We start from the raw sequence: 26,622 nt of genomic DNA on the forward strand, positions 1-26,622 counted from the left end.
AATTATTCCTTATTTTGCAAAATATATAGTCACAGATGTTTAGGTCAGTTCTTTTTTTCAGCTTCTTTTTACACGCGCGTGGCAATTTGTACATGCTGTGCAATATAAGTAGCCTGATGTGCGATACGTTCACGTGCCGCTGCATCCACCTCGTAATGACCATCCGCTAGCTTTGTCACTTGCTTGTCTACTACAAAGACGGTATGCGCAATATGTGTTGCACCAAGCACTGTCACAACGGGCTTCAGTGCATAATCAATCGCTAGTAAATGCCCAATAGAGCCGCCAATCGCAATCGGCCACACTAGCTTTCCTTCTAAGCCCTTTTGCGGAATCAAATCCAGGAAGGTTTTTAAAATTCCCGTGTACGCTGCCTTATAAATCGGCGTTAAAATGACGACAATATCTGCCGCTTCGACCTTTGCAGTCGCCGTCTTAATCGCCTCACTACCAAAATTCGCCAAAATTAAATCCTCTGCCGGTAGCTGATGGACATATAAGATTTCTGTGTCAATGCCATGTGCCTGCAAAGCCTGTTCCGCCTGCTGCTGCACCCCGGTTAACCGTGAATAAACTGTATTGCTGCCATTAATTAAAATTGCTTTTGTCATGTATAGCCCTCCTATTGTGTAACTGCACCTAAAACATCAGCTGCAGTGGGTGTTTTCAAGCCTAAGTTTCCACGTAATGTTGTGCTCTCATACTCTGTACGGAATAGTCCGCGGCGCTGTAATTCTGGAATAACAAGGTCAATAATATCGGTAAAACCTTCTGGGAAATGAGGTGGCATAATATTAAAGCCATCCGCAGCGCCATTTACAAACCATTCCTCTAGCTGATCGACAATTTGCGTTGGCGTTCCGACAATTTCTCGGTGTCCACGAGCACCAGCTACGCGCTCATATACCTCACGAATCGTCACAAGATTTTCTCGAACTGCTAAATCTCGAATGACATGATAGCGCGTCCGTGGATTAGATGGGTCCGCATTCGGTGCATCAAGTGGAAAAGCATCATCAATGTCATACTGTGAAAAATCAGAATCAGTCACACCAGACAAATACTTTAAGCCGACCTCTGGCAAAATATACGAGCTGAGCTGCTGTTGCTTAGCCCGCGCCTCTTCTTCCGTTTTCGCTACTGTAATAAACACACCCGGCATCACTTTTAAATCATCCGCATGACGACCATATTTTGCGAGGCGTCCTTTCACATCTGCATAAAATTGCTGCCCCGCTTCAAGTGTTTGCCAAGCTGTAAAGATGACTTCTGCGGTTTTTGCTGCAAACTCTTTTCCTGCTTCTGATGAACCCGCCTGCACAAGCACTGGATGCCCTTGCGGTGTTTCCGTCTGATCCAAATAGCCCTCCACATCAAACCATTCGCCATGATGCTCGACGCGATGCGTTTTTGCTTTATTTAAAAATTGGCCACTTTCTTTATCTAAAATGAGCGCTTCTTTTTCAACAGAATGCCAAAGCTTTTTGGTCACTTCTACAAACTCTTCTGCACGTTCATAGCGACGCGCATGTTCTAAATGATGGTCTTTACCAAATAAGGAAGCTTCTTTGCCATTCGATGATGTGACGATATTCCATGCGGCGCGACCACCCGATAAGTGATCAATGGAGCCAAATTTGCGCGCAAGATGGAAGGGCTCATTATAAGTTGTCGTTGCCGTTGAGACGAAGCCAATATTTTTTGTCACAGCTTGCAGCGCTGAAATTAATACAATCGGATCAAACTTCAAGCCCGAGCGGTCATTTTCAACAATTTCTTCACCAAAAACATCGGCGAAAAACACCATATCAAATTTCGCCTTTTCGGCTAATTGCGCCTGCTCTTTAATAAAATCAAACGTAAACGCTTCGTTTGTTTTAGCTGATGGATAGCGCCATGACGCCAAATGATGTCCTGGTAAAAAAAAGAATGCCCCTAGCTTCATTTGTTTGGTATTCCCCATATTCAACATCTCCTATTTATTTACTTGGTATTAAAACATACTTAATACGGATTAAATTCATTCGTATACATCGATTTCGTATCAATATTCCCTGCTGGTAAATCATCCACACGCTGTAATGGCTCAATCCAGCGACTGAAGTCCTCATCCGTAAATGTACCACCCTTTGTCGCAATACCTGTGCCACTCCAATATTGTAAATTTTCAATTGGCTCATCACGATCACGTTTTTCCATAATCGATTCTAAGCGCTCGACCACTTTATCGCGCTCAGTCGTATTCATCCATTCGATGGCCTTCGCCACACCTTGTGTAAAATCTTTTACCTCATCTGGATTCTCTTTAATAAACTCGGTCGTAAAGAAGTAGCTACCGGCATTATAAGCCTTTGAAAAAGCATCCATATCACGGAAAATGAGTTGCGTTTTTTTACGTTCTACAGCCTTATCACGAAATACACCATTCAGTGCGGCGACATCGACCTGCCCGTTAATAACGGCCTGCTCCGCATTCACTTGTGGCATCGTCACGAACTCAATTTTTTCAATATCCGCATCACTAACGCCCGATGTATGTAAGTATTCTCGAATGGCCATCTCATAATGCGCTCCCCGAATATTAACGGCCACTTTTTTACCAATCAAATCTTCGGGCTCTTTAATCGTTGTGCCCTTTTTGCCGAAGAAGCCAAGAAAGACTTTTTCATTACTACCATACGATGTCACGACCGATTTCACTTTGACACCCTTGGCGATGGATTTTAAAATCGCGCCATTAAAGGACATCCCGTAATCTAACTGCTTCGTCGCCACAAATTGAATGCTTTCCGGTCCACCCGTATAAGCTCCCTGATAATCGAGCGACACTTTTTTAAAGTAGCCTAAATCCTGCGCCACCTCTGCTGGGTTTACAATCCCCGTCTCTCCTTGATAACGCAGTGGATACTTACCATCCGCCGCCTTTGATGTAGCGTCCTCTGTCTTGTCACCACAAGCGCTAAGTGACACCGCCACTACTGCTGCGCTCAGCAATGCTGCAAATTTTTTCATTATTGATTCCCCCTATTTCACTGGTTGTTTCCATTTTGAAAAATGCTTTTCGATTGCAAGTAATGTTTGGTTAATGACAATTCCTAAAAGTGAGATTGTTAAAATTCCCGCATACATCTCAGGAATTTGGAAATTGTATTGTGTGAAGGTGATATAATAGCCAAGCCCCGCCTTTGCGCCAATCATCTCTGCGGCGATTAGTACGAGGATGGCCCCTGTCCCTGCCATGCGAATGCCCGTAAAAATCGTTGGCACAGAGGCTGGTAAAATGACTTTTTTAAATAACTGAAAATCCGATAAATTCATCGATTTTGCAGATTTAATATACAGCGGGTCGACATCACGTACCGCCGCAATCGTATTTAATAAAATCGGCCAAATACATGCGAAAATAATAATGCCCACTTTTGATACTTCACCGATGCCAAGTAATAAAATAAAGACCGGTAATAGCGCAAGTGCTGCCGTATTACGGAAAAGCTCAAGCACTGGATTAAAGAGTTCACGTGCTAGTGGATACCAACCAATGAGTAGTCCAAGTGGTACCGCAACTGCAATTGCTATAAAGAAGCCAAGTGCTGAGCGCACAATACTCGCGCTAAAATGCTTCCATAATTCGCCGCTGACAAGCAACTGCCACCACGTTTTTGCGATTTCAGAAAATGGCGGGAAAAACACGCGGTCCACTAAACCAATACGCGGTGCAATCTCCCATAAAGCAAGTAGTACAACTAATACAATGGATTGCTTAAATAGCTTTGTGCCTATCGTAAATCCGCTCGTTTCCTGCGCTGGTTTTGCGATAGCTTTTTTAATCGTAACCATCCAATTCCTCCTTTAAATATAAGCCCCCTGGTATTCCTTCTCATGCAGCTCACTCCATACCTGATGACGAATGCTTGAAAATTCACTGCTTGAACGAAAATCAGCATCTTGTAGTCGGTGCTTCGTATCATTATCGATTATCGTTTTGACCTTTCCTGGATTCGCTGACAGCACCGCAATACGCTGACCTAAATACACTGCCTCATCAATGCCATGTGTAATAAAGACAATCGTTTTTCCAGTCTTTTGCCAAATACGCACAAGCTCCTCCTGTAGATTTTCACGCGTTTGTGCATCAAGTGCCGCAAACGGTTCATCCATTAATAGCACCTCCGGATCATAGGCGAGGCTTCTCGCAATCGCGACGCGCTGCTTCATACCTCCTGATAATTCATTTGGATAATGATCATAAAATTGCTGAAGACCGACTAAATCCATATAATATTTTGCCTGCTGTAGCCGTTCTTTTTTCGAAATGCCCTTCGCCTCTAAGCCAAACGCCACATTTTGTAGTGCCGTACGCCAAGGATACAAAGCATATTGCTGAAAAACGATAGCACGATCTAAACCCGGTCCTGTAATTTCCTGCTCGTTAATTAAAATGCGTCCTTTCGTTGGCTTCGTTAAACCACCTAGCATATCTAACAATGTCGACTTCCCACAACCCGAAGGCCCTACTACTGTTAAAAATTCACCTTCGCGAACTTTTAAATTTACATCTGACACTGCTGTGAATGGTGGTTTGCCGTTTCGTGCTGGAAATGTTTTTTCGACAAACTCAAACGAGATTTTATTTTTCATCGACATCGCCTTCCTTATAATTCTTAGTGGTTTAATAGGTATTGAGGTGTAAAAAAAGGCTTCCGTGCCCGAAGAAATTATTCTTCCGGTACGAAAGCCTCTGGTTGTCCAGTGAGCATTTTTTAAACGCTAAAGCCTATTAACTTGATAGGAATACTTTAACAGCTATTCCTTTTTTGCGCAAGTAGTTTTCTGAATATTTTAAATTCGTATTAAAAAAGTGACTGGGCCAGAATACGTTATTTTCCTTTTTTAGCGTTCGCAACGAAAAACCGGAACCGCACCACAGCGCGATTCCGGTTTTTCTTATGCTCATATGGGAGGTTGTTTTTATACATATGTCCCAGCCTCTTTTAATGCATCATTTTTTTCTCAAAACGATTAATATCTGCATCTGCACCAATAACGATTAAAATATCACCTTCATGAATTTCCTCTTCCGCCTGTGGTGACACGATAACATCATTACCTCGCTTGATGGCCATAATGTTAATACCATAGCGTGCGCGGATATCCATACCAATAATTGTATGACCCTCTAAATGATGGGTCGCCTGAATTTCGACGATTGAGTGCTCATCCGATACTTCTAAATAATCTAATACATTATTTGATAGCATATTATTTGCGACACGAATCCCCATATCACGCTCTGGGTGGACAACATGGTCAGCACCAATTTTACGTAGCACTTTTTCGTGATAATCATTTTGTGCCTTCACCGTAATTTTTGGTACACCGATTTCTTTTAAAATAATCGTCGTTAAAATACTCGCCTGAATATCATCACCAATCGCGACAATCACATGCTCAAAATTACGAATACCTAATTGTTTTAGTACCGTTTCATCCGTTGTATCCGCTGTTACGGCTTCGGTTGCAATTTGCGCAAATTCATTGACGCGCTCCGATGACTTATCAATCGCCATCACATCGGCTCCTTGACTAACAAGCTCATTTACAATACTTCCGCCAAAGCGGCCTAGGCCAATGACAACAAATTCCTTTTCCATGAAAATACCTCGATTCTATTTTTTCACTGTCGACACGTTATTCAGCACTTCGATGTCGTTCATTGCCACACTCATCTAAAGGCTTTTCTGGACGACGCTCGCATGCTTCACATGTCGGGTCATCGCATGTTACCTCTACCCATTCATTACAAGTAGCACAGTACAATGCATCATAGTCATCCGAAAAGCGCAGTAGCTGTATACACATTGGACAATAATCGCGTAAATCCTCTACGTCAATGAGACGACGATCCATCGCTAAAAAAGTCCCTTCAATCGCTGCACGATCCAACGCTAACTCCCCCTTATTCGTCAGTATAGTATAGCATACAAAAAAGCAAGAAGTTGTCTAAAAGCCTGAAATAATCAGGTACTAGACAACTCCTTGCTGACGTTAGGAAAGGGTTAATTTTTTATATGAAAGCACTACGATTGGTGTTCATCATCTCGACCAATACAGCGCTCACACTGCGTATGAATTGACTCTACTTTTTCTCGGATTTCACTACCACATTCACAACAAATTTTTGGTTCTCTTTGACGATTTTCCATCAAAATCCCTCCATTTTTTGTTAAGCTAGTTGTTTGTATCCCGAAAGCGTAAGGAACTCTTCAAATTCATCTTGCTGCACTAAATCTTTAAAGATTCGTACAGCTTCATTAAATTTCGATGCATTGTACGCCGCTTCACCAAATTGGTCTTTTAGCTTTTGCATCTCCTCTTCAATCGTTTGCTCGACTAACTCAAGCGTAATGTCGCGTCCATCATCGAGCTTACCAGCCTCCATGCGAATCCACTGCCACACTTGTGTACGCGAAATCTCTGCAGTTGCTGCATCTTCCATTAGATTATGAATCGGTGCTGCCCCTTGACCACGAAGCCACGACGCGATGTACTGAATGCCCACACTACAGTTAATACGTAAGCCTTCTTCTGTAATTGTGCCCTCTGGTACTTCTAATAAATCTTCTGCTGACACTTGTACATCCTCACGTTTTTTATCGATTTGATTGGCATTTGGCATGTATTGATCGAATTGTTCCATCGCAACTGGTACTAAGCCCGGGTGAGCTACCCATGTGCCGTCATGCCCGTCCATCGCTTCACGTTTTTTATCCTCACGTACTTTAGCGAACGCAATGTCATTTGCCGCCGGGTCATCTTTAATTGGAATTTGAGCCGCCATCCCACCAATTGCCGGAGCATTACGTTTATGACAGGTTTGAATACATAGCGATGTGTACGCACGCATAAACGGCGATGTCATCGTCACTTGACCACGGTCTGGTAAAATAACCCCTTCTTGATTACGAAGGCGTTTGATGTAGCTAAAAATATAATCCCATCGACCACAGTTAAGACCTGCCGAATGCTCGCGTAATTCATAAAGAATTTCATCCATTTGGAACGCGCCTGTAATCGTTTCAATTAATACCGTCGCTTTAATTGTCCCACGAGGAATATCAAGTGCATCCTGTGCAAAATTGAAGACATCATTCCACCAGCGCGCTTCTAAATGATGCTCTAGTTTCGGCAAATAGAAGTATGGGCCTGTGCCATGCTCGAGTGCAGCTTTTGCATTATGGAAGAAATACAGACCGAAGTCGAATAAGCTCCCTGACATTGGCTCGCCGTCGATTTCAATATGCTTTTCGATATAATGTAACCCACGAGGACGTACAAGTAAGGTTGCATGCTCACTGTTTAAGCGATACTCTTTCCCCGCATCATTTGTAAATGAAATCGTTTCACGAATCGCATCGGCCATATTAATTTGACCATCAATCATATTTTCCCACGTTGGGCTTGTCGCATCCTCGAAGCAAGCCATAAACATCTTCGCACCAGAATTCAATGCATTGATAACCATTTTACGATCAACAGGTCCTGTAATTTCTACACGACGATCCTGTAAGTCCGCTGGTAGTGGTGCAATCGTCCAATCTCCTTCACGAATGCTCTTCGTTTCTTCTAAAAAATGTAGCTGCTCCCCAGCATCTAGACGCGCTTGTTGCTCTTCACGCGCCTTTACTAATGCCATACGGCGCTCATTAAAGTTTTTTTGAAGTGACGCTAAAAACTGTAATGCCTCTGGTGTCAGTACACGCGCTGTATGGTCATTTTGTTCCCCTATAATACGGATATGTGCAGTCGTTTGTTGTTGCATGTGAATTCCCCTTCCCCAGTGTAAGATATAAAAATAATCTATACTGCGGCTGTAAGCGATTTCCTTTATTGCATGAACCTATCGGATACGGAGGCGCCCATATCGTCTATGCTCACGGTCAAAAAATTTAATCCCGCAGTATAGATTGCTTATGAAAAATTAGAATTGTGCTGTTTCTGTTGAGCCAGCCATTGCTGTTGTAGAAGATGTACCACCTGAAATGATTTGTGATACTTCATCAAAGTAACCTGTACCTACTTCACGTTGGTGCTTCGTCGCTGTATAGCCTTTTGACTCTGAAGCGAACTCAGCTTGTTGCAGTTTTGAGTATGCTGCCATCCCATTATCTTTGTAGTCATTCGCAAGTTCAAACATTGAGTGATTTAATGCATGGAAGCCAGCTAATGTTACGAATTGGAATTTGTAGCCAAGCTTACCTAATTCGCGTTGGTATTCAGCAATTTCATCTTGTGATAAATTCGCTTCCCAGTTGAATGAAGGCGAACAGTTATATGCTAGCATTTTTCCTGGGTATTGTTCATGAATGGCATTAGCGAATTGACGCGCTTCTTCTAATGAAGGTTTTGATGTTTCACACCATACTAGGTCTGCATAAGGTGCGTACGCTAGGCCGCGAGAAATCGCTTGCTCAATACCTGGATTTGTACGGTAGAAACCTTCTGGTGTACGTTCACCTGTTAAGAACGGTGCATCGTATGGATCAATGTCAGATGTAACCATATCTGCTGCGTCTGCATCTGTACGTGCGATGATAATCGTATCAACGCCCATTACGTCTGCTGCTAAACGAGCTGCTACTAAGTTACGTACCGCTGTTTGTGTTGGTTGTAATACTTTACCACCTAAGTGACCGCATTTTTTCTCAGAAGCTAATTGGTCTTCTAAGTGGATACCTGCTGCGCCCGCTTCGATCATGCCTTTTACTAACTCGAATACGTTTAGTGGGCCACCGAAGCCTGCTTCAGCATCTGCTACGATTGGTGCGAACCAGTCGAATTCACCGCCGCGACCTTCTGCTGTATCGATTTGATCAGCACGTTGTAGCGTTTGGTTAATGCGTTTTACAACTTGTGGTACAGAGTTTGCTGGGTATAATGATTGGTCTGGATACATTTGGCCCGCAATGTTTGCATCCGCTGCTACTTGCCAGCCTGATAAGTAAATCGCTTGTAAACCTGCTTTTACTTGTTGCATTGCTTGGTTACCAGTTAAAGCACCTAAGGCATTGATGAAAGGCTCTGTGTGTAATGAGTTCCATAAGCGAGCTGCGCCACGTGTTGCGAGTGTTTGTTCAACTAATACAGAACCACGTAATTTTAAAACGTCTTCCCCAGTGTACGGACGCTCTACACCTTCGAAACGAGCCTCTTTCCATTGTTGCTCTAATTGCTGTGCTGTTTGATTTGTCATTATAAATCCTCTCCCTCTATCTGATAAAGTTAACAACGATGTTCTGTTCTTGTGTTGCATAACAGTTATCATTTGTTGTAAACTACTATATAACAAAGATTAAAAGTTTGTATCATTTTTTGGATAAAATACCCATTATTCATGATAAAACGGTATAATGCTAGATGAAACCGTTTTAATTCTACTTTAGGAGGTAAGGAAATGACTGTAACAGATATGCAGCTACAGGATGTATTAGTACAATATCAGGTTCTATGGGAAGATTGGATGCCAAAGGATGCGACCATTGCGCTCGCATATGAAGAACAATATATTTATTACGCACCCAAGCATTACGACATTCGTGTACAAATTGGGACACAGCCAGCTGAGACAAGTATTGCTTATCAAACCATTACGAAAAAACAAAAAGTCGCACAGCTTATCGAAGACCAAGAGACAAAGGCTTCTTACTACGGTGTGGGCTATCCGATTACCATTCAAGAGCGCGATGCTGCTTTAGTCGTCGTCTTACCTCCATCTTATGCAAAACATCAAAGCCCGACGCTAAAATTTGTGACAGGTCGCCTCGAAGACGAATGGATGCCTGTAGCTGTCTCAACCATTGCCTATTTTGAAAGCTACAATAAGAAAAACTGGTTTTATATAGAAGGACAGCAATACCAGGTGTCCTTAACAATGAAGGAATTGTCCGAGCGCTTACCTGAAGAATTTATTCGGATACACCGTTCATTCATCATAAATATTCATAATATTTCAAAAATTTCACGTGATATTACATCCAATCTCGTTATTGTGACACGTGATGGTACGCATTTACCGGTAAGTCAAAGTTATGTTGCCGACTTACGAAAAGCACTCGAATTTTAACTAAAACGAAAAACCTTGCTACGGCGCGGTTTTTCGCTTTAGTTTTTTTCATGTTTACATATTTTTATTTGTGTAATACAACTGTTAGATTCTTTTTTTCATAAAGGAGTTGAAAATTTACGTCAATTTTGTATAATAAATAACGTTTGAGTAAACTTTAAGTTTTGTTAAAGTAAACTTTCTTTACTAAAAGTATGGTTAAAGTAAACTTTCTTTACTAGAAGTTTACCTATAGTAAATGACGAGGAGCAACGACATGCAAATCGGTAAAAAAATAAAACGTCTGCGCCTAAAAAAAGGCCTCACGCAAGAGGAACTTGGTGAACGCACAGATTTAAGTAAAGGATATATTTCGCAGCTTGAACGCGATTTAAACTCCCCATCAATTGAAACACTCTTTTCATTATTAGAAGTACTTGGTTCAACACCAAAGGAATTTTTTGATGATGATGTGACAGAGCAAAAAGTTGTTTATATGGAAGAAGATCAAACACTTTATACCGATGAAGAAAAACATTTTCATCTTCAGTGGCTGATTCCAACATCAAATGAAAAAGAAATGGAGCCAGTGCTTTTAACATTGGAAGCACATGGTGAGTTCAAGCACTTTGAGCCATCCCAATCGGAAACATTTATTTATGTCGTCGAAGGTCGTCTACGCCTCGAACTTGGTAAAGAGCATTATATCGCTACAAAAGGGAATGCCCTTTACTTTGAGGCTTCTGACCATCACCAATTATTTAATGACCATGACGGACAAACAAAAATTTTACTCGTCGCAACAGACTCATATTTGTAATTAGGAGGCTCTCTTATGGACACGATTATTCGTTTTGACAACGTATCAAAAACATATGACGACGGTACAGTCGTTTTAAAAGACATCAGCTTCGAAATGGAGCGTGGAAAGTTCTACACATTACTAGGTCCCTCTGGCTGTGGTAAAACAACCATTCTACGCTTAATTGCAGGCTTTATGGAACCCTCACAAGGCACAATTTATTTCAACGGCAATAAAATCAACAATGTGCCCGCCAATGAACGTCAAGTAAATACGGTTTTCCAGGACTATGCACTTTTCCCTCATTTAAATGTTTTTGAAAATGTCGCATTCGGCTTGCGCATTCAAAAGTTAAAAGAGAAAGTGATTAAGGAACGCGTAGAAGAAGCACTTCGCTTCGTAAACTTAGCTGGCTATGGCTCACGCGAAATTCAAGAAATGTCAGGTGGTCAGCGCCAACGTGTTGCAATTGCACGCGCCATCGTCAATGACCCTGAAATTATTTTATTAGATGAGCCATTATCAGCACTTGATTTAAAACTACGTACAGAAATGCAATATGAGTTACGTGAATTACAACAACGCCTTGGTAAAACATTTGTTTTCGTTACCCACGACCAAGAGGAAGCACTTGCGATGAGTGATGAAATCTTCGTGTTAAACCAAGGAACAATTCAGCAAAGCGGCTCTCCTGTCGATATTTACGATGAACCAATCAACCGCTTCGTTGCGGATTTCATCGGCGAATCAAATATTGTCGAAGGCATTATGGAGCGAGACTTTGAAGTATCGTTTATCGGCAAAACATTTGAATGTGTCGACCAAGGGCTAAATCCACATGAAAAAGTAGACGTTGTTATTCGCCCAGAGGATTTAGAAATTACAACGGTCGAAAATGGGAAAATCCCGGTAACCGTTGATACACAATTATTCCGCGGTGTTCACTACGAGCTATCTACTTATGACGACAATGGCAATGAATGGCTTATCCACTCGCTGAAAAAAGCTGATGTTGGTGCAAAAATCGGCTTAGACTTCGAACCGGATGCCATTCATATTATGCGTCCAAATGAAACTGAAGAAGAGTTTGACGCACGCCTAGAATCATACGGGGACGAAGAACATGCAAAATAAGCGTAGCGGTAGCTTAACGCTCGTACCTTATTATGTATGGATTGCCTTATTTGTTATCGCACCAATCATTTTAGTAGGCTACTATTCCCTACTCGATTTAGAAGGCAACTTCACATTCGAAAACTATAAAAACTTTTTAACACCTGTTTATTTAAAAATGACATTGAGTTCCTTCTGGTATGCCTTCTTAATTACCTTGTTCTGTCTAGTTGTGTCGTACCCAGCTGCATTCATTATTTCACGTCTTAAAAATAAACAACTCTGGCTCATGCTAATTATTATTCCATCATGGATTAACTTATTATTAAAAACATATGCATTTATCGGTATCCTCGGTCAAAGCGGTCCAATTAATGCATTCTTATCAGCAATCGGACTTGAAAAACAACAAATGCTATTTACGAGTGCAAGCTTTGTATTCGTATCCGTTTATATTTTCATTCCATTTATGATTTTACCGATTTTTAACTCGATTGATAAACTAAGCCCTGCCTTATTAGACGCCTCTCGTGATTTAGGTGCTTCTCGCCTTTATACACTACGCCGCGTCATGATTCCACTAACAATGGATGGCATTAAAGCAGGCATTCAGGCAGTCTTTATCCCTGCATTATCCCTGTTTATGATTACGCGTCTAATCGCTGGTAACCATGTGATTACACTGGGTACAGCCATTGAGCAGCAATTCCTTGTGACGCAAAACTGGGGTATGGGTTCGACAATCGCCGTATTCTTAATTATCTTTATGTTTATCATCATGGCCTTCACTGGCGAAAAGAGAAAGAAAGGAGCGTCTCGTCGTGACAAAAATTAATACAGGCTCTAAAGTCTATCTAGCACTTGTTTTTATCGTGCTATACGCGCCGATTTTCTTCTTAATTTTCTATTCGTTTAATAGTGGTGACTCGATGACAAACTTTAAATCATTTACACTCGATCATTATAAAGATGTCTTTGCGGATTCGCGCCTTGTCGTTATTTTATTAAATACCGTTGTTGTAGCGCTCTTGTCTGCATTAATCGCTACAATTATCGGTACAATGGGTGCTATTGGCATTCAAACGATGCGTAACCGCAAGCTACGCAATACCGTATTATCACTAAACAATATTTTAATCGTTAGCCCAGATGTTATTATCGGGGCATCTTTCTTAATTTTATTCACAATGGTTGGCATCAAGCTTGGGTTTATCTCTGTATTACTTAGCCATATCGCCTTTAGTATTCCAATCGTTGTGATTATGGTATTACCAAAAATGCAAGAAATGTCGAATACCTTAATCGATGCAGCACTTGATTTAGGTGCTTCGAAAAAAGAAGTACTAACGCGCGTCATCTTACCATATATTCAACCGGGTATTTTCGCTGGATTCTTTATGGCATTGACGTATTCACTCGATGATTTCGCCGTAACATTCTTCGTTACAGGGAATGGCTTCTCGACGCTGTCTGTTGAAATTTATTCAATGGCACGTGCCGGTGTTTCATTAACGGTCAATGCATTAAGCGGTATCGTCTTCGCTGTAACGATGCTCCTTGTACTTGGTTATTACTTCGTCACAACACGTAAAGTGAAAGGAGTGCGCAAATAATGAAAAATCTTGTGAAAGCAATCATTGCGATTGCCTTTGTATGCGCCGCACTCATGTATCTCGTCAATTCACTTGATAAAACATCCTCACAAGGCGGAGCAAATATTTTAACGGTTTATAACTGGGGTGAATATATTGACCCTGCATTACTGAAGAAGTTTGAAAAAGAAACAGGCATTCAAGTTATTTACGAAACATTTGACTCAAATGAGGCGATGATTACGAAAGTAGATCAAGGCGGTACAAATTACGATATCGCCATTCCGTCTGAATATACGATTGAACAAATGAAGCAAAAAGATTTACTGCTACCAGTAGACCACAGTAAAATACCGAATTTAAAAAATATTGATGAGGATTTTTTAGATTTAGATTTCGATAAAAAAAATGAATACTCTATCCCCTACTTCTGGGGAACAGTCGGTATTGTATACAATCCAAAAATGCTGAAAAAAGACTTAGATTTCACATCGTGGGATCAATTATGGGACCCTTCCTTAAAAGGCGAAGTATTGCTTGTTGATAGTGCACGTGAAGTCATGGGGATGAGCTTAAACAGCATGAATTTATCACTTAACTCAACGGATTCTACAGAATTAAATAAGGCGACAGATAAATTAATCAAATTATCACCAAATGTAAAAGCAGTTATTGGCGATGAAGTGACACAGCTAATGGTCAACGGCGATGCGCCTGCTGCTCTTACATGGTCAGGACAAGCCGCAGATATGATGTATGATAATGAAGACTTAACATACAGCGTTCCAAATGAAGGCTCTAACTTATGGTTTGATAATATGGTTATTCCAAAAACGTCTAAAAACGTTGAAGGCGCACATAAATTTATTAACTTTATGCTAGACCCTGAAAATGCAGCACAAAATGCCGATTATGTCGGCTATTCAACACCAAATAAAGCAGCACTGAAATTATTAGACCCTGAAGTCATTCATGATGAGCGCTACTACCCATCAGCGGAAGTACGCAAAAATCTACACGTTTATAAAGACTTAGGAAAAGAAAAAATTGGTGAATACAATGAATTGTTCTTAAAATTCAAAATGTCGCTTCAATAATCAACGAAAAAGCACCGCAATTGCGGTGCTTTTTTTGTTGCATGCAGAAGCAAAAATCCATATCAATAAAAGAAAATAAAAGTTCAAAATACAATATTTTGAATTAAAATAGATTTTTTCGCATTTTTCGTTTTACTTTTATACCAAATTCTTATAGAATCAAAATTGATAGTGACACTATCAATTTTGAATTTTAAAAGGTGTTTTTAATGACGACGCATCCAACAAATTGGGATCAAACAGTAGATGTTATTGTTCTTGGTACAGGAGGTGCCGCTTTATCTGCAGCTTTATCTGCAGCCGAAGAAGGCGCTAATGTTTTAGCACTTGAAAAAACGAATCAAATTGGTGGTTCTACCGCTTTCTCTGGTGGTGTGCCATGGATTCCAAATAATCCTTACATGAAAGAGGCTGGCTATGAAGATTCAGCAGAAGCAGCCGCTACTTTTATTAAACGTTTAGCACTAGGTCGCGCAGATGACCATATGATTGATGTTTTTGTAGACAATGCACCAAAAGTGATTGAATTTTTACGCGAGCACACGCCGGTTAAATTTAAAACACCTGCTGGCTATCCAGAATATTATGCGCATATGCCAGAAGGACTTAAAAATGGCACGCGCTCATTAGACCCCCTACCATTTGACTTAAATGAAATTGGCGAATGGGGCGACGTCTTACGTCAAAATCCTATTTTCCCACCACTGACATTAGAAGAAGGTGGCGCTGTTGGTGGCATTGACTTTGAAGTCGTAGCTGACCGCATGGAGAACAATATCGTAACGATGGGGCGCGCATTAATCGCTTCATTATTAAAAGGGTGTTTAGACCGCGGCGTCACTGTACAAACAGAGATTGCTGGTAAAGAGCTCATTGCTGATGAAGATGGCACAATTATTGGTCTTGTAGCCGAAACAGTGAATGGTGATAAAAAATATATTCGTGCAAACAAAGGGATTGTTTTAGCTTCAGGTGGTTTCGAGTGGAATAAACAGCTTGTTAAGTCATTCTTGAAAGCAGAAATTCCAACCCCAGTTACACCTCCTGGCAACGAAGGCGATGCGCTTTTAATGTCAATGAAGGCTGGTGCAGCACTGGATAATATGAGTGAGGCTTGGTGGTATCCTGCAATGGTCGACCCAACGTTCGAGTACGAGGACAATGTGATGGCACAGTTAGGTGGCGGTCGTGAAGGTCCAAACTCAATTATCGTTAACAAATACGGCAAACGTTTCGTGCACGAGGCAACGACATACAATGATATGCCACGTGCGATGTTCGAGTATGATCCAGTAGCGGTAGAATTTCCGAACAAAGGTCCTGTTTGGATGGTTTTTGACCAACAACTAAAAGATTCAAAATTGATTATTACGATGTCACCTGGCGATCCAATTCCAGACTGGCTTGATCAAGCACCTACGATTCGTGAGTTAGCAGAAAAAATCGGTGTCGATCCGGATGGTTTAGAAGCGGAAGTAGAAAAATGGAATGGCTTCTGTGAACAAAAAGAAGACACAGACTTCCACCGCGGTACAATCCAATTCGAAGGCCTCACAACTGGCGGCGGTAGCCCTGAAAATAACTTAGGAAAAATCGAGCAAGCACCATTTTACGCCGTGCCTGTTTACTTAAGTGCCCTTGGAACGAATGGTGGCCCGCGCATTAATGAGCATGGTCAAGTCATGACATATGCGAACGAGCCGATTAAAGGCTTATACGCGGCCGGTAATGCTTCTGCCAATCCATTAGGCCCTATTTATCCAAGTGCTGGCGGTACAATCGGTCCTGCTTTAACATTCGGTTTCTTAGCCGGCAAACATGCCGCAACACACTAACACGCGAAAGAAGGAATCAGCATGCCACAAGGAACATATACAGTAAACGTACCATTAAATATCGAACAAATTTGGGATTTCGTACAAGATATGAATAACTGGGCACCACTTGTACCCGGCTATATCGCACACGAAATTAAAAGTGAGCGCGAATCAACGTGGGAATTTAAAGGCGACCTTGGCTTTATGAAGAAAAAAGTAAAACTAGGCGTCGACATTAAAGAATGGAATGAACCTTCAGAAGTTATTTTTGACTTAACAGGGTTATCGGATAATTTTAATGGTGGCGGTTACTTCAAAGCAGAGCGCGTCGATGATTACAACACAACGATGACAGGTCATTTAGACATTACTGCTGGCGGTAAAATGGGCGCGATGATTAACCAAATTCTTAAAAAATTCGTTCCAACAACAACGGAAGAGCTAACAAATGCTATCGTTGAAAAAATGCTAGAAATCAATAAAGTTCACTTATAGATGCAAAAAGAGACTGGGACAAACCACGTCATTTTCTTTTTTTAGCGTTCGAAACGAAAAACCGGAACCACGCCACAGCGCAATTCCGGTTTTTCTTATGCTCATAGGAGAGGTTGTTTTTACACTTATGTCTCAGCCTCTTTTTCATTATTTTTAATAACATGCTCAATTAAAAAATCTTTTACCGTATAGAGCTCTTCAACAGCTGGCATATAGCTCGCTAAGCTTTTTGTTGAGGCATGTAGTGAATACTTTTTAATCGCGGTCCCAAATAAATTAATAATCGTCGTGACAATTTTAGGGCTTTCTAGATTTCTTCGAATGCTACCGTCCTGCTGCCCTTGCTCTAATATTCTCGTAATGAGTGCCGGTATTAAGCGAAAGACGCGCTGAATTTGTGCGAGCACTTCATCCTCTACATCATAAAATGCCACATATAACTCAAATGTTTCAAGAATTTTCGTCATTTCAAAATTTTCCTCTGATAGATAATCTATGTATGCCTCTAAAATCAAATTCACTTTTTCAAGCGGTGAAATGCCTAAGTTTTCAATATGTTCAAAACGTGGTATTTGATCTTTATAAAGCTGTGAGACGATTTCAAAAAGAATGAGCTCTTTGCGCGGAAAATGACGAAAAACAGTCGCGACACCAATTGCCGCTTCATCTGCTATATTTTGCATCGTCGTTTGTTCAAAGCCCTGCGTCGCAAATAGTATCCTGCCCGCATCCACAATCTTTTGTCGTCGTTCAATTTTTTTCATAATGTCTCTCCTCCTTATTCTAAGGTATCCTTCCTTACTATACCCGTCATCTACGACTTTATACTGAATTAATTCGCACTCCTTGCGGCAATGGTTCCAGCAAGGATATAATCGAATTAGATGAAAAGCTTGAATTCAAGAAATAGTAAGGAGACGCGTATGAACAAACATAATCGCTTTGCACTCTTCCTACTCATGTTTATTATGTTTATTACTATGAGTAGTATCGGATTAATTATTCCGATCATGCCTGCTTATTTAAAAACATTTGGCGCGGCCGGTCAAGTACTCGGCTTTCTAATCGCTATCATTGCCTTTGCACAATTTATTTTTTCTCCACTAGCCGGCAATCTTTCTGATCGTATTGGTCGTAAAAAACTAATTGTCTTTGGCTTAGTGATGACGGGGATCGCACAAATTGGCTTTGCACTATCAGGCCATTTAGTTGAATTATTTTTATGGCGCTTCTTAACAGGTGTTGGGTCAGCCTTTATTATGCCATCCGTTATGGCCTATGCAGCCGACATTACAACGCTTGAAGAACGGGGAAAAGCGATGGGACTGATTGGCGCTGCTATCTCATTTGGCTTTATGATTGGACCTGGTATCGGTGGTGCCTTATCGAATGTTAATATCCATTTTCCGTTTTATTTCGCGGGTGGCGCAGCCATTGTAACAGCCATTTTGTCTGTGATTTTCTTACCGAAAACCGCACTGACTGTTGCAGCAGCATCAGAAGCCTCTAATAATATCGTAAAAGAAATTATGCGCTCCTTTAAAAAGCCTTATTTTATTATGCTTGTCATTGTCTTTATTTTCTCATTTGGGATTTCAAACTTCCAAGCAACCCTATCAATTTATTTAACATACAAATTTGATTACTCACCGAATGATATTGCCATTTTAATGACTATTGGTGGTTTTGCTGGGGTTATTATTCAAGGTGTACTACTTAGCCGACTGTTCAAACGATTTGGCGAACTACGCATTGTGCTCTGGAGCCTTGTAGTTGCAGCCATTTCCTTTATTTTAATGATTTTTGTCAGCGGCTACTTTATTATTATGCTTGTCGCAACCATCTTCCAAATCGCGACGACACTTATTCGCCCAGCAATCAATACACTCGTATCAAAATCTGCTGGCAATGAGCAAGGCTATGCAGCCGGCATGAATACCGCCTATATGTCTCTTGGAAACGTCATTGGGCCAGCACTTGCTGGTACACTCGTTGACTGGAAGCTAGACTCACCATTTGTATTAGGCGCTATTATTTTATTTATAGGCTACCTTGTTTTATATCGCTGGTCACGAAAACAACCAGCACTTTAACAAATTAAAAAAGAGACTGGGACAAAACATGTCATTTTCCTTTTTTAGCGTTCGCAACGAAAAACCGGAACCGCGCCACCGCGCGATTCCGGTTTTTCTTATGCTCCTATGAGAGGTGATTTCTACACGTATGTCAAAACCTCTTTCTATCGATTCTTTTATGCTTTCCCGTTAAATTGACGTAAAAAGCCGGCAACATACGCGACATTCGTATCAAGTAATGCTTCATCTGGACTCATCTGAGCATCATGTAAGCCATATGGCGTGTTGGCACCTGCCCAGAACATTGCGCCTGGTAATTCTTTTAAGAAGAAGCCAAAATCTTCCCCCGTCATGGCCGCATCACATTCATAGGCCTCTACACCGTCACACTGTGCTGCGTAATCAAGTAATGCACGTGCACAATCCTCATCATTGGACACCTGGTAATAGCCAGAGCCCCAGTCAATTGTCACCTCACAATCATAAGCAATCTCGGTTGCCTTACATAGCTTTACTATACGCTCTTTAATTAACGTCATCGATTCCGCTGACATTGTGCGAATAGTGCCTTCAAGGCGCGCATTTTCAGCAATAATATTTTGCACAACACCACTCGTCATTTTACCAATCGTTACAACACCACTATCAAGTGGATCGACATTACGGCTAACAATCGTCTGCAATTGTAAAATTAAATTGGCTGCAACAACCGTCATATCCTTCGTTAAATGTGGACGTGCCGCATGACCGCCCTGACCTTTTAAGTCGATAAACAGCTCAGATGTATTCGCAAACAGCATCCCTGGACGCGTCGCAACAGTTCCCACTGGATACTCCGGTGCAACATGGCATGCAAATAAATAATCGGGTAATAAATCGGGGCGCTCTGCCTTCATAAATTCAAGCATTGGTTTCGCACCACCCGGACTTTCCTCTGCAGGCTGGAAGTAAATAATAATCGTATTATCCGGTTGCTGCTTCGCAAAATCTTGTACAAGACCGAGCGCAATCGTCATATGACAATCATGTCCACAAGCATGCATAAATCCTGGATGTGTCGATGCAAATTCAAGTCCTGTCTCTTCTGTAATAGCGAGTGCGTCAATATCCGTGCGCCAGCCAATTTTTAGCTGTGGGCTTTTCCCATCAATCGTCAAAATAATCCCTGTACGCCATGTATCCACATGAAAATAGGGTTGCATATATTCATTAATTACTTCTAATAAATATGCCTGTGTTTTAAATTCCTGAAAGCCAATCTCAGGAATTTGATGTAATGCGCGTCGAATTTCTCGTAGTTCCTTCATGTTCTCATCCCCATTATTAAAAAAAGCCATCTCAAAAAACCATTGAGACAGCTTTTATTTATTAGATTTTACGTAAATCTTGCATAATTTCTGTTTTTGATTTTGTTTTTTCATCGATTTCTTTAATGACTTTTGCTGGAACACCTGCAACAACTGTATAAGCTGGTACATCTTGTGTCACAATCGCGCCAGCCGCAACAACTGCGCCTTCGCCCACTTGTACACCTTCTAAAAGAACGGCATTTGCGCCAACCATTACATTGTTGCCAAGCACAACCGGATCTGCACTTGGTGGTTCAATAACGCCTGCTAACACAGCGCCTGCTCCAACGTGACAATCTTCCCCAACTGTTGCACGACCACCTAATACAGCATTCATATCGATCATTGTGCGTGCACCGATTTCTGCACCAATATTAATTACTGCACCCATCATAATAACTGCATTGTCACCGATAGCTACTTCGTCACGAATAATTGCACCTGGTTCGATGCGCGCATTGATTCCTTTTAAATCAAGTGTTGGTACTGCTGAGTTACGACGATCATTTTCAATAACATAATCTTCGATAATGTTGTTGTTCGCCTCTAACACTGCTTCGATTTCTTTCCAGTTACCGAATACAACAGCTGTATTCCCTTCACCGAAAACTTGGCTATCTGTACCAAAATCAAGTGCCGCTACACCTTCACCTTTTACATAAACTTTTACGGGTGTTGCTTTTTCTGCATTTGCTAAGTATGCAATAATTTCTTGTGCATTTAATTTTTCCATCGTGACAAATTCCTCCTATGTAATGAAATATATTTCATTGTACATGATTTCAGGAGAAATTTCATTCTAAATTGTTCGAAAAATCATATTATTTGCTATTTATTATTCGAATAATCATATAAACACTGTGCTTGTTGCTTCACAATGTTGGTAAATGCTTGCACTTGGCGTAATTGAAGTGATGATTCATAGCCAATTAACCACGTATCACGTGTAAGCTCAAAATCCTTTGAATCCGCATTTAAGTTAATACGGTTAATATTTTCCGTACCACTTAGTGTGATCGACGGTAAAATCGCATAGCCAATGCCGTTAAGGGCCATTTGCTTACATGTCTCAATTTGGTCGACTAAAATTTGATGTTTTGGATTTGACGTAAAATGCCGTTGCCACCATTGTTGAATCTCCTGAAAGTAATTCGAGTCACTTTTAAATTGAATAAATGGGCGCTCTGTTTCAAATACTTCCTCAAGCGTTTCAATCTCCGTATCAACTAAATAGAGCGTATCGCGGAATAAATGCTCTTTCGGACCCTTCCAATCCGTATTACCACGAATAATGCCAATATGTGCTTCTCCTTCATAAATCGCACGCAAAATTTCAGAGCTCCACCCTGTAATAAGCGATACTTTCGCATCTGGATACTGCGTCACAAATTCCTTTAATACTTTCGGTAGCCACGTATGGCCAACAATCGAGGCACAGGCAATTTTTAGCGTACCATGTACTTTTGAATTCAGTGCCTGAAGGGTTTCAAATACTTCCTCGCGACGCATAATCATTTCATTTGCATATTGAATCACAAGCTCTCCTGCAGGCGTTGCAGTTAGCCCCTTTTGTGAACGTAAAAATAATTTAGCGCCCCAATCCTTTTCAATTGTTTGTAGACGCTGTGACAGTGCTGGTTGCGATAAGAAAAGTCGCTCTGCAGCGCGGCGCATATTGCCTTCTTCAGCGAGGATTTTCATAATTTCTGCTTCAGATGTAGTCATGCTTAAATTCCTCCTTGCTTCATGACTTCATTTTAACAGAGTACAAAAAAAGAGGCATCAATTGATGCCTCTGATCGTTACGATTGATATACATATTTTTTTAATTGTTTTAAAATGACACGTCTCGTCATAATGCCAACAAATCGCCCTGCATCATCTACAACGCATAAAAATGCATGGTTGATAACAAGCTCCAATGCTTTACTGAATGTCTCATGTACATTTAACGTCGCAATATTTTCATCCATGACTTCATCAACTACTTTGTCAGCTAATTTATCGTATTCGATGCGCTCTAAACCTAAGATGGAATCCATAATCATGCGCGCACTGATTAGGCCACAAAAACGGTATGTTGGATCGAGTACGGGAATTGCTGAGTAACCACTCTTTGTTAAAACAAGTAGTGCATGCTCGACATTATTACCGAGCTGCACATGCGCTACTTTCTCAGCAGGAATGATAAACTCTTCTACGGGCATTTCTAAAAATTCTTTCTTACTTAAAGAAATCATATCCCTCTACCCCTTCTATCTATTCTAGGAAGTTTTACAACCTATCTTCCAATTTATCATATCATACAATAAGACATTTATACTAACTAAAACGTTTTCAAACAGCCTTTTTATACAGTTATTAGATTTTTTATGCATATCTATACACTATAGGAATTTCCAAATAATCATGTAAAAAAGAAGCTAAGGCATATGCTTCTATGCCCTAACTTCCTTTTTATTTACATGCTATTCCTCATCATTTAATACACGGTATGCCTGCTTTAAAAATGTTTCTTGACTATTAATTAATTTGTCATTTGCGGAAGCTCTCTTATAATGATAAACACCATTCGCATCTTGAATACGTGCCTTCATATTGTCCGAAAGCTCTAAATCAATCGTATCTAAAATACGTTGCTTAATTCCCTTGTCATAAATCGGGAATAAAATCTCCACACGCTTAATCATATTACGCGTCATCATATCAGCAGAAGATAAATACAGCTTATTTTCACCATTATGATGGAATAAATAAATGCGCGAGTGCTCTAAGAAGCGTCCGACAATACTCGTTACCGTAATGTTGTCGCTTATTCCTGGAATTCCTGGGCGTAGGCAGCAAATGCCTCGAATAATTAAATCAACTTTCACCCCAGCCACCGAGGCCTCATACAATTTCATAATTAAATCCTTATCTGTTAACGAGTTCATTTTCGCACGAATTTGGCCGTTGCCATATTGTTGCTGGAAGGCAATCTCCTCATCAATTAATGCTAAAAATTCATCACGAATATCGAATGGTGATACGACTAGATGTTCAAAATTCGGTTTTTCTGTATAGCCACTTAAATAATTAAAGAAATTTGTCGCATCCGCACCGATTTTTTTATTTGTTGTAATGATGCCCATATCCGTATAAATTTTTGCCGTCGCATCATTATAGTTTCCGGTACCAAGATGGACGAAACGTTCGATATGTCCTTGGCGCTTACGAACAACTAATGTAATTTTAGAATGCGTTTTTAAATTATGCATACCATAAATTACGAGACAGCCTGCCTGCTCAAGCTCCTTGGCCCAGTGAACATTATTTTCCTCGTCAAAACGAGCCTTTAATTCTACTAATACCGTCACTTGCTTGCCATTCTCTGCGGCCTGCTTTAATGCACGAATAACCGGCGAATTTCCACTAACACGATACAAGGTTTGCTTAATGGCTAGTACATCGGGATCCTCTGCCGCTTCCGTAACAAAATCAACAATCGGCTGGAATGATTCATATGGATGGTGGAAAAATAAATCTTCTTTTAATGCTTTTTCAAATAAATCTTCATCTGATTCAAGTGATAGCGGCACCTGTGGAATAAAGCTTTCGTATTCAAGCTGCTCGCGACCCTCTGCGATTTTTTTACAGAAACTAAATAAAAACGTTAGATCAAGCGGTCCATCTAAACGGAAAACCTGCGCATCCCAGTCCTCTAACTCTTCTAGAAGATATTTCAGCATATCGTCATCCATCTCGCCTGAGCGCACTTCAATACGTGTTGTTGCGCCCCATTTACGTTTTTTTAATTCCTTTTCAATTTCAACAAGTAAATCACGTGCGCCCTCTTCATGAATTGTTAAATCGGCATTACGTGTTAGGCGGAATCCTTGCACAGACTTCACCTTATAACCTCGAAACATTTCATCGATATTTTGAACGATTACATCTTCTAACAGCACGCCATGAATTTCATGCTGTGCACTCGGTAATTGAATGAAACGATCAAGAACAGATGGCACTTGCACAATCGCCATTTTTTTACGCAATTCCTCGTCCTCTTCCTCTTCGCGCTCTAATAGTACAATTAAATTCTGTGTTTTATTTAATAGCGTCGGAAATGGACGATACGCATCAACCGCAATCGGTGTTAGTACCGGAAAAATGGTTTCATCAAAATAGTTTTGGATAAATTCATGTTGTTCTACCGTTAACGAATCCATCTTTCGAATAAATACTTGCTCACGTGGTAGCTGCTGAAAAACTAGCTCTTTATACACATCAATTTGACGTGTAATTAATTGTCGTGTGCGCGCTTCAATACGCGCGAGCTGTTCTTTCGGTGTTAAGCCTGCTTTATTTTCAGGCTTATGAAATCCGGCCTTTACCTGGTCCTGTAACCCTGCAACACGTACCATGAAAAATTCATCTAAATTCGAGCTAAAAATAGCTAGAAAACGTAGACGCTCAAGTAATGGATTTCGTTCATCCTCCGCTTCCTCTAAAACACGTTCATTAAATGCTAACCAACTTAGTTCACGATTATTATAATATTTTGGTTGCGCAATCTCTTGTAATGTAGCTAACTTTTGGTCCATATTATCCTTCCTCTTCTATAAAGTGTAGTTCAATCGTTTTTTTGATCAATCGCTCTAAATGCTTGGTCTGGCGATTTGCACGGTATTGCTCAGCTAACGAATTGCTGTTTGTGTAAATATACATCTCAACGACTTCCCCTTTGTCGAACAGACGCACCTTACGTACAACATTACGTTTTGTCGCATCGAGCGCATACGTAAATTTTAAAATCGAGCCTAGCTCAAATAATATCTTCAATTCATCTTCCGAGAACCATTGCTCAAAAGGCGCCGCATAGCGCTTGAAATTATCTTTATTTTTATACGAGGCCATCAGCGCTAGACGCACGCGCTCCTTATGATTTAAGCCATCGATAGCGCGATTCGATAAAATGTAAAAGGTATGCTGACTTGCCGCGTCTTTATCAATGTATTCGCCTAAGAAATATACTTTTGCAGCATTTAATAATAAACGTAAATTTTGGCGTTCAAAATCAACAGCGCCAATATCACCTAGTTGCTTGTACAACATTTCCGCTAAGTATTCATGATGCTTGATTTGCCCTTGATCCTTTCCAAACTCAGCACATAAAAATTTGGCCGTCGTCGAGAAAACATCATAGCGATCAAAGGCATGTGGATTTTGCTTTAGGATGCGGTGAATGACAAGACCTTCACGCAGTCCTTTGCGACTGAACTGAAATTTTTGTGCCCCTACGACATCCATTAACGCATGGAACACCTCAATAACCGGGCCGATAATATCCGCACGGTCACTAGATAAGCCATCTAATTTTTGAAGTTGCTCTAGTGGCATTGATGTAAGTGTTTCAGCAATTTCTAAAAAGTCTTTTCGTGTAATACGATACTGATGAACACCCGACAGCGGATAGTTATTACGATGTTGATCAAAAGTGGCCATATTACGCGCACTACCGCCGATTCCAATGACTGGTAAATTTAAATCCTTCAGCCATGGAATCGTACTGAACTGCGCGATGGCAAAATCATACACACTTTGGCGTTCATCCGCCGTCAGTACCTCCCCTGCAACGAACTGTTGCTTCAGTGATACCGAACCAAATGGTAAGCTAATTGACTGCATTAATTCTTTCTCATCAAAATACGTTAGCTCCGTACTACCGCCGCCCATATCAATCGTCACACCAGATGGGGTAGAAGTTGTATACACAACCGCAAAGTAGCCATAAAAAGCTTCTTGGCGTTCCGATAAAAGCTCAATATCCACGCCAACAACTTCTTTCATGCGTGCTAATATCGCCGCCCCATTTTGTGCTTGACGAATAGATGCTGTCGCAATTGCGCGAACATGCTCCACATTATAATCCTCTAATATTTCATTAAATGAATGTAAAATTCCTTCTAACCGTTCAATGCCCTCTTCTACTAAAATACCTGTATCATCAATAAAACTTCGTAATCGCGCAACCGCTTTTACGTTTTCAATTTCCTTTAATCCTCTAAGCTGTTCATAGTGATAGATAACTAGACGAACAGTGTTCGAACCGATGTCGATAATGGCTGTTTTATACTCTGTCATGTTGGCACGTCCTTTACTGTAATAGCTGCTATTCTCTCTATACTATATACTGTATACTTT

The 26,622-nt window shown here is 40.7% G+C and carries 26 protein-coding genes; 9 read left to right on the forward strand and 17 right to left on the reverse strand.

All coding sequences use genetic code 11. The features are described 5' to 3' along the window. Window positions 1–68: 68 nt before the first annotated feature. The 10 genes from ssuE to aceA all read right to left on the reverse strand — a co-directional run bounded on the left by ssuE (window position 69) and on the right by aceA (window position 9,250). Window positions 69–611, reverse strand: coding sequence for an NADPH-dependent FMN reductase (gene ssuE, locus ACFSY7_RS09515; protein WP_380147689.1), 543 nt, complete (start codon window positions 609–611; stop codon window positions 69–71). 11 nt (window positions 612–622) lie between these two features. Then, window positions 623–1,963: an LLM class flavin-dependent oxidoreductase gene (locus tag ACFSY7_RS09520; RefSeq protein WP_380147690.1), complete on the reverse strand. Its 1,341-nt coding sequence runs from the start codon at window positions 1,961–1,963 to the stop codon at window positions 623–625. Window positions 1,964–2,004: 41 nt separating this feature from the next. After that, entirely contained in the window at window positions 2,005–3,012 is a 1,008-nt protein-coding gene (locus ACFSY7_RS09525) for an ABC transporter substrate-binding protein (RefSeq protein WP_380147692.1), read from the reverse strand. Between the two features lie 12 nt (window positions 3,013–3,024). Beyond that, window positions 3,025–3,837, reverse strand: coding sequence for an ABC transporter permease (locus ACFSY7_RS09530; RefSeq protein WP_020189314.1), 813 nt, complete (start codon window positions 3,835–3,837; stop codon window positions 3,025–3,027). A gap of 12 nt (window positions 3,838–3,849) precedes the next feature. Next, window positions 3,850–4,638 carry an ABC transporter ATP-binding protein gene (locus ACFSY7_RS09535; RefSeq protein ID WP_020189313.1) on the reverse strand — a complete coding sequence of 263 codons (789 nt, stop codon included), beginning with the start codon at window positions 4,636–4,638 and terminating at the stop codon, window positions 3,850–3,852. 353 nt (window positions 4,639–4,991) lie between these two features. Then, entirely contained in the window at window positions 4,992–5,651 is a 660-nt protein-coding gene (locus ACFSY7_RS09540) for a potassium channel family protein (protein WP_126990829.1), read from the reverse strand. A 37-nt stretch (window positions 5,652–5,688) separates the two neighbouring features. Next, window positions 5,689–5,943: a hypothetical protein gene (locus ACFSY7_RS09545; protein WP_199754666.1), complete on the reverse strand. Its 255-nt coding sequence runs from the start codon at window positions 5,941–5,943 to the stop codon at window positions 5,689–5,691. A 134-nt stretch (window positions 5,944–6,077) separates the two neighbouring features. Beyond that, the gene (gene yhfH / locus ACFSY7_RS09550) at window positions 6,078–6,203 is read right to left on the reverse strand and encodes a protein YhfH (RefSeq protein ID WP_020189310.1); all 126 of its coding nucleotides are present in this window, start codon (window positions 6,201–6,203) and stop codon (window positions 6,078–6,080) included. A 20-nt stretch (window positions 6,204–6,223) separates the two neighbouring features. Beyond that, complete coding sequence (gene aceB, locus ACFSY7_RS09555) at window positions 6,224–7,819, reverse strand: malate synthase A (protein ID WP_380147693.1); 1,596 nt, start codon at window positions 7,817–7,819, stop codon at window positions 6,224–6,226. A 159-nt stretch (window positions 7,820–7,978) separates the two neighbouring features. Continuing rightward, window positions 7,979–9,250: an isocitrate lyase gene (aceA, locus tag ACFSY7_RS09560; protein WP_126990831.1), complete on the reverse strand. Its 1,272-nt coding sequence runs from the start codon at window positions 9,248–9,250 to the stop codon at window positions 7,979–7,981. 201 nt (window positions 9,251–9,451) lie between these two features. Between aceA and ACFSY7_RS09565 the strand changes: the two genes are divergently transcribed. The 8 genes from ACFSY7_RS09565 to ACFSY7_RS09600 all read left to right on the forward strand — a co-directional run bounded on the left by ACFSY7_RS09565 (window position 9,452) and on the right by ACFSY7_RS09600 (window position 17,015). Beyond that, window positions 9,452–10,120, forward strand: a complete 669-nt coding sequence (locus tag ACFSY7_RS09565) for a LytTR family DNA-binding domain-containing protein (RefSeq protein ID WP_380147694.1) — start codon at window positions 9,452–9,454, stop codon at window positions 10,118–10,120. Between the two features lie 256 nt (window positions 10,121–10,376). Then, window positions 10,377–10,919 carry a helix-turn-helix domain-containing protein gene (locus ACFSY7_RS09570; protein WP_020189306.1) on the forward strand — a complete coding sequence of 181 codons (543 nt, stop codon included), beginning with the start codon at window positions 10,377–10,379 and terminating at the stop codon, window positions 10,917–10,919. A gap of 15 nt (window positions 10,920–10,934) precedes the next feature. Further along, the gene (locus ACFSY7_RS09575) at window positions 10,935–12,035 is read left to right on the forward strand and encodes an ABC transporter ATP-binding protein (protein ID WP_020189305.1); all 1,101 of its coding nucleotides are present in this window, start codon (window positions 10,935–10,937) and stop codon (window positions 12,033–12,035) included. Continuing rightward, window positions 12,025–12,849 carry an ABC transporter permease gene (locus ACFSY7_RS09580; RefSeq protein WP_020189304.1) on the forward strand — a complete coding sequence of 275 codons (825 nt, stop codon included), beginning with the start codon at window positions 12,025–12,027 and terminating at the stop codon, window positions 12,847–12,849. Before ACFSY7_RS09575 ends, ACFSY7_RS09580 begins: the two co-directional genes overlap by 11 nt. Continuing rightward, on the forward strand, window positions 12,836–13,627 hold the full coding sequence (locus tag ACFSY7_RS09585; protein WP_020189303.1) for an ABC transporter permease: 792 nt from the start codon (window positions 12,836–12,838) through the stop codon (window positions 13,625–13,627). The genes ACFSY7_RS09580 and ACFSY7_RS09585 overlap by 14 nt, the downstream gene beginning before the upstream one ends. After that, a complete protein-coding gene (locus ACFSY7_RS09590; RefSeq protein WP_380147695.1) occupies window positions 13,627–14,703 on the forward strand; it encodes an ABC transporter substrate-binding protein in 1,077 nt (358 codons plus the stop codon). The genes ACFSY7_RS09585 and ACFSY7_RS09590 overlap by 1 nt, the downstream gene beginning before the upstream one ends. A gap of 209 nt (window positions 14,704–14,912) precedes the next feature. Next, window positions 14,913–16,538, forward strand: coding sequence for an FAD-binding protein (locus ACFSY7_RS09595; RefSeq protein WP_380147696.1), 1,626 nt, complete (start codon window positions 14,913–14,915; stop codon window positions 16,536–16,538). A gap of 21 nt (window positions 16,539–16,559) precedes the next feature. Then, the gene (locus ACFSY7_RS09600; RefSeq protein WP_380147697.1) at window positions 16,560–17,015 is read left to right on the forward strand and encodes a CoxG family protein; all 456 of its coding nucleotides are present in this window, start codon (window positions 16,560–16,562) and stop codon (window positions 17,013–17,015) included. Window positions 17,016–17,140: 125 nt separating this feature from the next. Here ACFSY7_RS09600 and ACFSY7_RS09605 read toward each other — a convergent pair whose 3' ends face one another. Then, a complete protein-coding gene (locus tag ACFSY7_RS09605; RefSeq protein WP_380147699.1) occupies window positions 17,141–17,779 on the reverse strand; it encodes a TetR/AcrR family transcriptional regulator in 639 nt (212 codons plus the stop codon). 159 nt (window positions 17,780–17,938) lie between these two features. Between ACFSY7_RS09605 and ACFSY7_RS09610 the strand changes: the two genes are divergently transcribed. Further along, window positions 17,939–19,108, forward strand: coding sequence for an MFS transporter (locus tag ACFSY7_RS09610; RefSeq protein ID WP_380147700.1), 1,170 nt, complete (start codon window positions 17,939–17,941; stop codon window positions 19,106–19,108). A 158-nt stretch (window positions 19,109–19,266) separates the two neighbouring features. Here ACFSY7_RS09610 and ACFSY7_RS09615 read toward each other — a convergent pair whose 3' ends face one another. The 6 genes from ACFSY7_RS09615 to ACFSY7_RS09640 form a co-directional block, all read right to left on the reverse strand. Next, window positions 19,267–20,397 (reverse strand): N-acetyldiaminopimelate deacetylase, encoded by a 1,131-nt coding sequence (locus tag ACFSY7_RS09615; RefSeq protein WP_380147701.1) that lies wholly within the window; start codon window positions 20,395–20,397, stop codon window positions 19,267–19,269. Between the two features lie 61 nt (window positions 20,398–20,458). Then, window positions 20,459–21,172: a 2,3,4,5-tetrahydropyridine-2,6-dicarboxylate N-acetyltransferase gene (dapD, locus tag ACFSY7_RS09620; protein WP_126990836.1), complete on the reverse strand. Its 714-nt coding sequence runs from the start codon at window positions 21,170–21,172 to the stop codon at window positions 20,459–20,461. Between the two features lie 95 nt (window positions 21,173–21,267). Then, window positions 21,268–22,164 carry a LysR family transcriptional regulator gene (locus tag ACFSY7_RS09625; RefSeq protein WP_020189295.1) on the reverse strand — a complete coding sequence of 299 codons (897 nt, stop codon included), beginning with the start codon at window positions 22,162–22,164 and terminating at the stop codon, window positions 21,268–21,270. A 77-nt stretch (window positions 22,165–22,241) separates the two neighbouring features. Continuing rightward, window positions 22,242–22,679, reverse strand: coding sequence for a cyclic-di-AMP-binding protein CbpB (gene cbpB, locus ACFSY7_RS09630; RefSeq protein WP_020189294.1), 438 nt, complete (start codon window positions 22,677–22,679; stop codon window positions 22,242–22,244). Window positions 22,680–22,907: 228 nt separating this feature from the next. Further along, window positions 22,908–25,022: an RNA degradosome polyphosphate kinase gene (locus tag ACFSY7_RS09635; protein WP_020189293.1), complete on the reverse strand. Its 2,115-nt coding sequence runs from the start codon at window positions 25,020–25,022 to the stop codon at window positions 22,908–22,910. A gap of 1 nt (window position 25,023) precedes the next feature. Beyond that, the gene (locus tag ACFSY7_RS09640; protein ID WP_380147702.1) at window positions 25,024–26,562 is read right to left on the reverse strand and encodes a Ppx/GppA phosphatase family protein; all 1,539 of its coding nucleotides are present in this window, start codon (window positions 26,560–26,562) and stop codon (window positions 25,024–25,026) included. Between the last annotated feature and the right edge of the window lie 60 nt (window positions 26,563–26,622).

It is taken from the genome of Kurthia populi (assembly GCF_042686175.1).
Classification (GTDB): domain Bacteria; phylum Bacillota; class Bacilli; order Bacillales_A; family Planococcaceae; genus Kurthia; species Kurthia populi.

Bases quoted from the DNA above. Each gene is read 5' to 3' on its own strand.
- ssuE (WP_380147689.1), bottom strand. From the start codon at position 611: ATGACAAAAGCAATTTTAATTAATGGCAGCAATACAGTTTATTCACGG.
- ACFSY7_RS09520 (WP_380147690.1), bottom strand. From the start codon at position 1,963: ATGGGGAATACCAAACAAATGAAGCTAGGGGCATTCTTTTTTTTACCA.
- ACFSY7_RS09525 (WP_380147692.1), bottom strand. From the start codon at position 3,012: ATGAAAAAATTTGCAGCATTGCTGAGCGCAGCAGTAGTGGCGGTGTCA.
- ACFSY7_RS09530 (WP_020189314.1), bottom strand. From the start codon at position 3,837: ATGGTTACGATTAAAAAAGCTATCGCAAAACCAGCGCAGGAAACGAGC.
- ACFSY7_RS09535 (WP_020189313.1), bottom strand. From the start codon at position 4,638: ATGAAAAATAAAATCTCGTTTGAGTTTGTCGAAAAAACATTTCCAGCA.
- ACFSY7_RS09540 (WP_126990829.1), bottom strand. From the start codon at position 5,651: ATGGAAAAGGAATTTGTTGTCATTGGCCTAGGCCGCTTTGGCGGAAGT.
- yhfH (WP_020189310.1), bottom strand. From the start codon at position 6,203: ATGGAAAATCGTCAAAGAGAACCAAAAATTTGTTGTGAATGTGGTAGT.
- aceB (WP_380147693.1), bottom strand. From the start codon at position 7,819: ATGCAACAACAAACGACTGCACATATCCGTATTATAGGGGAACAAAAT.
- aceA (WP_126990831.1), bottom strand. From the start codon at position 9,250: ATGACAAATCAAACAGCACAGCAATTAGAGCAACAATGGAAAGAGGCT.
- ACFSY7_RS09565 (WP_380147694.1), top strand. From the start codon at position 9,452: ATGACTGTAACAGATATGCAGCTACAGGATGTATTAGTACAATATCAG.
- ACFSY7_RS09570 (WP_020189306.1), top strand. From the start codon at position 10,377: ATGCAAATCGGTAAAAAAATAAAACGTCTGCGCCTAAAAAAAGGCCTC.
- ACFSY7_RS09575 (WP_020189305.1), top strand. From the start codon at position 10,935: ATGGACACGATTATTCGTTTTGACAACGTATCAAAAACATATGACGAC.
- ACFSY7_RS09580 (WP_020189304.1), top strand. From the start codon at position 12,025: ATGCAAAATAAGCGTAGCGGTAGCTTAACGCTCGTACCTTATTATGTA.
- ACFSY7_RS09590 (WP_380147695.1), top strand. From the start codon at position 13,627: ATGAAAAATCTTGTGAAAGCAATCATTGCGATTGCCTTTGTATGCGCC.
- ACFSY7_RS09595 (WP_380147696.1), top strand. From the start codon at position 14,913: ATGACGACGCATCCAACAAATTGGGATCAAACAGTAGATGTTATTGTT.
- ACFSY7_RS09600 (WP_380147697.1), top strand. From the start codon at position 16,560: ATGCCACAAGGAACATATACAGTAAACGTACCATTAAATATCGAACAA.
- ACFSY7_RS09605 (WP_380147699.1), bottom strand. From the start codon at position 17,779: ATGAAAAAAATTGAACGACGACAAAAGATTGTGGATGCGGGCAGGATA.
- ACFSY7_RS09610 (WP_380147700.1), top strand. From the start codon at position 17,939: ATGAACAAACATAATCGCTTTGCACTCTTCCTACTCATGTTTATTATG.
- ACFSY7_RS09615 (WP_380147701.1), bottom strand. From the start codon at position 20,397: ATGAAGGAACTACGAGAAATTCGACGCGCATTACATCAAATTCCTGAG.
- dapD (WP_126990836.1), bottom strand. From the start codon at position 21,172: ATGGAAAAATTAAATGCACAAGAAATTATTGCATACTTAGCAAATGCA.
- ACFSY7_RS09625 (WP_020189295.1), bottom strand. From the start codon at position 22,164: ATGACTACATCTGAAGCAGAAATTATGAAAATCCTCGCTGAAGAAGGC.
- cbpB (WP_020189294.1), bottom strand. From the start codon at position 22,679: ATGATTTCTTTAAGTAAGAAAGAATTTTTAGAAATGCCCGTAGAAGAG.
- ACFSY7_RS09635 (WP_020189293.1), bottom strand. From the start codon at position 25,022: ATGGACCAAAAGTTAGCTACATTACAAGAGATTGCGCAACCAAAATAT.
- ACFSY7_RS09640 (WP_380147702.1), bottom strand. From the start codon at position 26,562: ATGACAGAGTATAAAACAGCCATTATCGACATCGGTTCGAACACTGTT.